The following is a 1468-nucleotide window of genomic DNA, read 5'->3' as shown; positions in this document are numbered from 1 at the left end:
CAGCATCCCCGGCAGCCCGCCGTCCGTGCCCACCGCCCGCGCCAGCAGATCGTGGAGTCCATTGACATTGACCGTCTCCACCACCAGGAACAACCCCGGCACCAGGATCAACAGCCGCCACGGCACCAACGACAGCCGCAGCGCCCCGCGTCGCCGCACCGCGAAGGCCGCCACGGCGAGCGCGGCCGCCACCGCCGACGCCGTCCACAGCGGCACCGCGTCGATCAGGATCGCCAGCAGAAAGCCCACGCAGGCCACCGCGCACACCCGGAACAGCACCCGGTCGGCGGGCCGGTGGACCTCCGGCGGAACATACCGCTCCGCACCCCGGCGGCCACGGCGCCAGTAGAACAGCCACAGACACCCCATCGTCACCGCGACCGACGCCAGTTGGGGCGCCCACATCCGCTCCGCCAGGCCCATGGGGGAGAGGGCCACCCGGTCCGCCGCCAGCAGATTCGTCAGATTCGACACCGGCAGCAGCAGACTCGCCGTATTGGCCAGCCACACCGTCGTCATCGCCAGCGGCACCGCCGCGATCCCCACCCGGCCCGCCAGCGCCAGCATCACGGGCGTCAGCAGCACGGCCGTCGTATCGAGGTTGAGCGTGATCGTGGTGACCGAGGCGAACCCCACGCACAACACGAACAGCCTCGCGTAACTGCCCCGCCCGACCCGCGCCACCCCCGAGGCCACCACGTCGAACACCTCGGCCCTGCTGGTGAGTTCGGCCAGCACGATCACCGTGCCCAGGAACGCCAGCAACGGCGCGATCCGCCGCATCGCGTCCCCGGCCGACCCCGCCGGCAGCAGCCCCGTCGCCAGGAACAGCAGGCCGCAGGCCAGGATCCCGCCCGCGAGCCAGTCCAGGGGATGCAGGAACGAGGACAGCCGTCGTAAGACACGCACGCCCCGAGCATGGCACAGCGTTCATGACGAACACAGTGACCCCGGGGAACTCCGTTCCTAGGATGGAGTCATGGTGGCACGCCAGGAAACCGACGGACGGCAGCGGCCGTTGGACTTCTTCATCAGCTACTCCCCGGCCGACGAGCGCTGGGCGGCCTGGATCGCCTGGACCCTGGAGGAGGCCGGCTACCGCACCGTCCTCCAGGCCTGGGACTTCGTACCGGGCACCAACTTCGTCGACTTCATGGACCGCGGCGTCAGCGAGTCCGTCGCTGTCATCGCCGTCCTCTCCCGCAACTATGAACGCTCCCGCTACGGGCGCATGGAGTGGCAGGCCGCGCTGCGCGCCGACCCCGACGCCCCCGAACGCAGACTGATCACCGTGCGCGTGGAGGACATCCCCGTCGAGGGACTCCTCGCCACCATCACCTACGTCGACCTCGTCGGCGTCCACGAGACCGCGGCCGCCCGCGACCTCCTCCTCACCCGCGTCGGCCACGCCCTCGACGGCCGCGCCCGGCCCGACCGCCACCCCGGCTTCCCCGGCTTCCCCCAGAGC

2 protein-coding genes are annotated in these 1468 nt (G+C 71.3%); one reads left to right on the top strand and one right to left on the bottom strand.

The window, feature by feature from the left end; genetic code table 11:
- On the bottom strand, positions 1-870 hold an 870-nt coding region (locus K6I33_RS34980; RefSeq protein ID WP_238492410.1), incomplete at its 3' end, for an SLC13 family permease.
- A 109-nt stretch (positions 871-979) separates the two neighbouring features.
- Between K6I33_RS34980 and K6I33_RS34975 the strand changes: the two genes are divergently transcribed.
- Positions 980-1468, top strand: a 489-nt coding sequence (locus tag K6I33_RS34975) for a toll/interleukin-1 receptor domain-containing protein (RefSeq protein WP_229358820.1), incomplete at its 3' end; no start/stop codon positions are given.

Source organism: Streptomyces sp. UNOB3_S3 (genome assembly GCF_020740895.1).
Classification (GTDB): Bacteria; Actinomycetota; Actinomycetes; order Streptomycetales; family Streptomycetaceae; genus Streptomyces.
This window is presented reverse-complemented; position numbering and strand designations above follow the sequence as displayed.